Here is a 4,671-nt window from a genome sequence, read left to right as displayed (position 1 = left end):
AGCCCGCCTAGCGGCCCCCGCTCGAACCCCCGCCGCGCCCCGCCAGGCCACCCCGGCACCCTCTCGCGCCGCTAGGCCGGCCACGCCGAGACGCGCCGCCGAGCGCCTGCGCGACTCCTGCCCCTCGGCGAGCGCCCGACAGGATCGGCCCAGCAACCACCCGCACAGGAGGGACCGCCATGGACACCAAGAAAGAGCTTGTCGCCGCTCTGGCGCTGGACCCGCGCGTGCCGTCTAAGGCCGCTGCCGAGGCCGTGATCGACGCGCTCGGCGATCTCGTGGAAAAGTCGCTCGCCGCCGCCGAGCCGGTGCGCCTGCACAAGATCGGCGTGATCTCCACCTACATGGCCAAGGCGCGTGCGGCTCGCAACCCGCGCACGGGTGACCCCATCGACGTGCCGGCGCGCCCGGCGATCAGCTTCCGCGCGAGCGATGCGCTCAAGGCGAGGATCCGCGACACTCCGGGGGCTGTCGCGTGACGTCTGGTTAGCCCGCTCGCGCGGTAGGTCGGCGGCCCGCCCCTTCCTCTCTGGGGGGCGGGCCGCCGCTTTTGTGTCTAGACGGCGCTGTAGGGCGTCTCTCGCGCCCGTAGGGGGCCGATCGAGTCTCCTACCCACAAGCTGTGTCACCAACCGCTCTAGCGGGGCTCTCAAGCGCTCGCCCCGCGGGGCTCGATCTCCCCACTCTCGGCCCATCGGCGTAACCCCGAACCCGACGCCAGCCCCGCACATGCCGCTAGACGGCGCTCAAACGCCCCTCACGCCCGCGCAAGGGGCGTCCCCGGACTCTTCCCGCCAAGCTGTGCCATCAGCCGCTAAAATCGGCCCCTCAGATCCTGGGAAAACCACCCGAGCCGTCGCTACGATGACGCCCCGAAGATCACGCCGCCGCCCGGCGGCCTACCCCCGGAGGAATCCATGAGGATCCGCTACGCTCTCGCCGCCGCCGTCCTGCTCGTCACCGCCGCCTGTGGCGGGGCAACCACCGACAAGGACGCCGCCGGCATCGTCGCCGACCTCGCCACTCACGGGCTGCCGGTCAAGGTCACCGTCACGTACACCGAGGACAGCGACCCGAACAAGCTGCTTGGCCGCCCCAACGGCTACCTCAGCAAGGCGGCGTTCTCGGACTCGCGCGTCAAGGCTGACGGCGCCAAAGAGGGCGACGTGACAGCGGGCGGCGGCGTCGAAGTGTTCGCCGACGCCGACGCCGCCGAGCAGCGCGTCGACTACATCCAGGCAATCGCGTCCAAGTCGCCGATGTTCGGCGAGTACACCTACGCCGCCGGCAACGTCGTCGTGCGCGTCTCCAAGGAACTCGGCTCATCCGACGCCGCCGCGTACGAGACCGCGCTTGGCGAGATCGTCCAGTGACGCAGCTCGGCGATCGGCTACGGTAGACACCTCGGTCAGTCCGCCAGGCTGCGAAACGCAGAAAACGCCCCCACCCTCCGAAGAGGGCGGGGGCGTTCTCATGTCTCGACTACTCGGCCGGCGAGCTGGTCCGCAGCCACGACGGCAAAAGCCGCTGCACCGACTCCAGCGCCATCACCCGCGCCACACCACCGGCCACGGCGAGCGAACCCGCCACCCACGGCAGCGTCTCCGGGATGCCCGACGCGCCCACGATCGCGGGCAGCACAACGGCCACACCGACGAGCGTCTGCAAGACCGTGCGCGCCGTCCTCTTGTTCGCCTCACTCAATGCCATTCCTGGATCCCCTTCCGTACATGACCCCCAGCCCCAACGGCGGGGGAAGATCACACGCGCATCAGCCGCGACCACGTGTCAGGGCCAACCAGCCCGTCATCGTCGACGTGCTGCTCGCGCTGGAACCTGACGACCACCTCGCGCAGGTCGGCGTCGAACTCGGTCGACCACAGGTCCACGGGCGGGAACCCCCGCGCGCCGAGCAGCCAGCGCAGCGTCTTCACGTCCCAACCCTCAGAACCGACCTTGAGCAGCGGCAGCTTGGCCACCAGATCCCCCCCATCCACGTCAGCAGCAGCGCCACCAGGGCGCGGCGCGCCAGCCCTCACCCATGCGTAGAGCGGCCCGCCAGGGCACGCCGTCGCGAACCCGTCGCGATGCCCCTTGATCTCTGGCCCGGCGTCGCCCTGCTTGCGTAGGTACTCGATCGCGTCGCGGCCCGCATGCAGTACGCCGGCGTTCGGCTCGACGAACCCCGACGAGCCGACGAGCAGCAACACCGCGTAGTGGCCAGCGTTGAACCCGGCCCCGTTCGCCGCCGGCAACCGGTGCGGCCCGCGCCCCATGAACACCTTCCGGTGCGGACAGGCCACCATCGAGTACCCGATGTCGATGTACGCCGTCTCGCGCCCACCCGACATGTGCATCCGCTGAACATCGCGCACATGCTCGACACACAGCTTGTGATCGTCCACGATCCGCGCAGGCACTGGCCCGCCCGTGTAGTGAACCTTCACACCCCGCGTGCTCGACACGCTCGTGTACGAGCCAGTCGGCGCCGCCGCGCGCCACTCCTTCCGAGACACCAGATCCATCAGATAGTCACCTCCTCGACGGGCGTCACGCCCGCCTCCATAAGCTGCCTGCGCAGGTCAGCGACACGCCGCTCCCACTGGGCGATGCTCGACTCCAACGCGGCGATCTGCTCGCGCAACTGTCGGATCTGCACCCGTAGCGCGTGCGAGGTGTCCTGCTCGGCCGCGAGCATCTCAGCCAGCCGAGCCGACTGGGCCTCGATCCGCTCGACCTGGGCGCGCGTGCGCTCCAGCTCCTCGCGCAGGTCGGTCAACATCTCGTCATAGAACGTGCGGGCGCGGACGTACGCCTCGGCCTCGGCCTGGCGTGCGCTCGCGCGCTCGTCGGCCTCGGCCTTGATCCGCCCGGCCTTGGTCGAGGCGCGGCCAGCGAGCAGCGCGGTCCCCAGCGTGCCGGCCAGACTGACGAGGGCGATCAGGATGGAAGCGTCCAAGGCGCTCCGTTCGTGTTCGTACGGCGAAGCGCCGTGGATGGATGGTGGCGCCGTGCTCCTTTCACGAGCGCCAAAGACCGCTCCCGCGCCCCGACTGGATCACTTCCCTCAGCGGCCCGTGCAGCTGTGCGACGATGTCCGCGCGGAGCGCGTTGTAGTGCACGGGCTCGACGGTCCCGCTCACCGTGGCCGGGGAGCTGAAGGAGCCCGGATAGGTGGGGGCGACGCCTGGGACGTCCAGCACCGGAATGTCTGGCAGGTTCAAGGCGGGCTTTGTCCGCACTGCGGTTTCCAGCTTCTGCAGGCGGCGCTCGATATCCCTGAGCATGGTTTCGAGTGACGTTCCGTACTGGTCTGTCATGTCAGGGAACCTCCACCGTTTCGAGGGTGAGCTGGGCTTCTTCGCGGCCTCGGCCACGGCCGGACGGCCTCACCTTGATCTCCAGGATTCGCTCCGAGATGTCGAGGCCGGCGCCGCCATCTTCGCTCTCGTGCCACACGTCCGTGATCAACAACCTGGCGTAGTCGCCGAGCGAGTTCATGTTCAGGGTGGGCTTCTTGGGCAGGATCACGGCCACGGTGCGCACCCAGAGGGCGCCGCCGCCGATTTCGGCGTAGTACTCGGCCAGCCCGTTCAGCTCGTCCTCGTCGGTGGACTGGTTCGGGTGGTCGACGATGTGGTCGGTCCTGGCCCAGCCCGCGGCGCGGTGCGGGGTCACCACCGGGTCGGAGTAGACGGTGAATCCGTCCTCTTCCGCATTCGGCTGGAGGGTGCCGCCGCGCGCCCGCCAGTCCGTCCCGCCCCGCAGCGCGTCGATGTCGACGCCGTATTCGGCGATGTCGCCACCATGCGTGCTGGTGCTGAACACGTGGGCGACACCGCTACCGAGTTTGGGTGCGCCCCATACCCAGGTGGACACGACTCCGGTTTCGTCAACGGTCTCGTTCAGCGTGTACTCGAACCCGTTCTCAGACCTGGCGTACTCCTGGACGGCGCGGCCGTAGGAGGTGTTGTCCTCCGGTTTCACCAGGAAGGGCCGGAACACCCTGCTGGATCCGCCCTGGAATTGGATGCCGGGGATGTCGGCGCCGGGCTTGTCCAAGGCGAAGGAGAGGAACGTCCGGGCGGCGCTGATCTGCTCGTCATCGGATCCGTCCAAGGTTTCGGTGACGTTCAGCGAGAACCAATAGCCATCCAAGGTCGTGCCGCGCAGCTCGATCGAGATCTTGCCGTCTCGGCCTCTGCTCAGGCGGGCGCCGGTCAGCCAGTACCGGCCCCACAGTTCGCCGTCCCGCCAGATGCGGATCTCGACCCGGCCCGGCCCCGTCGACAGGTCGGATTTCACCTTGGGGATGACGCGGCGGACTGCGGCAGCCACCCGCCGGTTGGGGATCGGCAGCGACCCGGAAAAGGTTCCGGGCTCGCGGATCCGCTTGGTGTATTCGACGTCGCGCGGATAGATGTCGTCGATGTAGTCGCCGGTCGAAAAGTCGTGGGCGGTGAACCGGTACAACGCCCTGCCGGAAACGGCGAAAGCAGGCTGCGGTGGCGGCGGCGGAACAGTGTCGCCCGGCGCGACGATGACGGTCCACGCCTGCCAGCCGCCGATAAACGCCGGCTGGTCGGCGTTGATGTCCAGCACCGGCAGGCCGGCGCTCGACAGGCTGGTGCGGGCGGCGATGATGGCGGACGTGCCCGCCCCGCCCCCGTC

Annotated in this window: 7 protein-coding genes; 2 read left to right on the top strand and 5 right to left on the bottom strand. The window is 69.1% G+C overall.

Features of this window, described 5'->3' with window-relative positions; all coding sequences use genetic code 11:
- Positions 1 to 179 precede the first annotated feature (179 nt).
- Together ITP53_RS53845 and ITP53_RS53840 are read left to right on the top strand one after the other, a co-directional pair.
- Positions 180 to 479, top strand: coding sequence for an HU family DNA-binding protein (locus ITP53_RS53845; RefSeq protein ID WP_195903219.1), 300 nt, complete (start codon positions 180 to 182; stop codon positions 477 to 479).
- 438 nt (positions 480 to 917) lie between these two features.
- Positions 918 to 1,373: a hypothetical protein gene (locus ITP53_RS53840; RefSeq protein ID WP_195903218.1), complete on the top strand. Its 456-nt coding sequence runs from the start codon at positions 918 to 920 to the stop codon at positions 1,371 to 1,373.
- A gap of 109 nt (positions 1,374 to 1,482) precedes the next feature.
- Here the strand turns inward: ITP53_RS53840 and ITP53_RS53835 are convergent, their stop codons facing one another.
- The 5 genes from ITP53_RS53835 to ITP53_RS53815 form a co-directional block, all read right to left on the bottom strand.
- A complete protein-coding gene (locus ITP53_RS53835) occupies positions 1,483 to 1,710 on the bottom strand; it encodes a hypothetical protein (RefSeq protein ID WP_236052208.1) in 228 nt (75 codons plus the stop codon).
- 50 nt (positions 1,711 to 1,760) lie between these two features.
- Complete coding sequence (locus ITP53_RS53830) at positions 1,761 to 2,525, bottom strand: peptidoglycan recognition protein family protein (RefSeq protein WP_195903217.1); 765 nt, start codon at positions 2,523 to 2,525, stop codon at positions 1,761 to 1,763.
- Positions 2,525 to 2,959, bottom strand: a complete 435-nt coding sequence (locus tag ITP53_RS53825; RefSeq protein WP_195903216.1) for a hypothetical protein — start codon at positions 2,957 to 2,959, stop codon at positions 2,525 to 2,527. The genes ITP53_RS53830 and ITP53_RS53825 overlap by 1 nt, the downstream gene beginning before the upstream one ends.
- A 61-nt stretch (positions 2,960 to 3,020) precedes the next feature.
- Positions 3,021 to 3,320, bottom strand: a complete 300-nt coding sequence (locus tag ITP53_RS53820) for a hypothetical protein (protein ID WP_195903215.1) — start codon at positions 3,318 to 3,320, stop codon at positions 3,021 to 3,023.
- 1 nt (position 3,321) lies between these two features.
- Positions 3,322 to 4,671, bottom strand: a 1,350-nt coding sequence (locus tag ITP53_RS53815; protein WP_195903214.1) for a hypothetical protein, incomplete at its 5' end; no start/stop codon positions are given.

The sequence above is a fragment of the Nonomuraea cypriaca genome (genome assembly GCF_015645445.1).
GTDB classification, from domain to species: Bacteria; Actinomycetota; Actinomycetes; order Streptosporangiales; family Streptosporangiaceae; genus Nonomuraea; species Nonomuraea cypriaca.
This window is presented reverse-complemented; position numbering and strand designations above follow the sequence as displayed.

Excerpts from the sequence above, each read along its gene's own strand:
- ITP53_RS53830 (WP_195903217.1), bottom strand. The coding sequence starts at position 2,525 with ATGGATCTGGTGTCTCGGAAGGAGTGGCGCGCGGCGGCGCCGACTGGC.
- ITP53_RS53840 (WP_195903218.1), top strand. The coding sequence starts at position 918 with ATGAGGATCCGCTACGCTCTCGCCGCCGCCGTCCTGCTCGTCACCGCC.
- ITP53_RS53820 (WP_195903215.1), bottom strand. The coding sequence starts at position 3,320 with ATGACAGACCAGTACGGAACGTCACTCGAAACCATGCTCAGGGATATC.
- ITP53_RS53845 (WP_195903219.1), top strand. The coding sequence starts at position 180 with ATGGACACCAAGAAAGAGCTTGTCGCCGCTCTGGCGCTGGACCCGCGC.
- ITP53_RS53835 (WP_236052208.1), bottom strand. The coding sequence starts at position 1,710 with ATGGCATTGAGTGAGGCGAACAAGAGGACGGCGCGCACGGTCTTGCAG.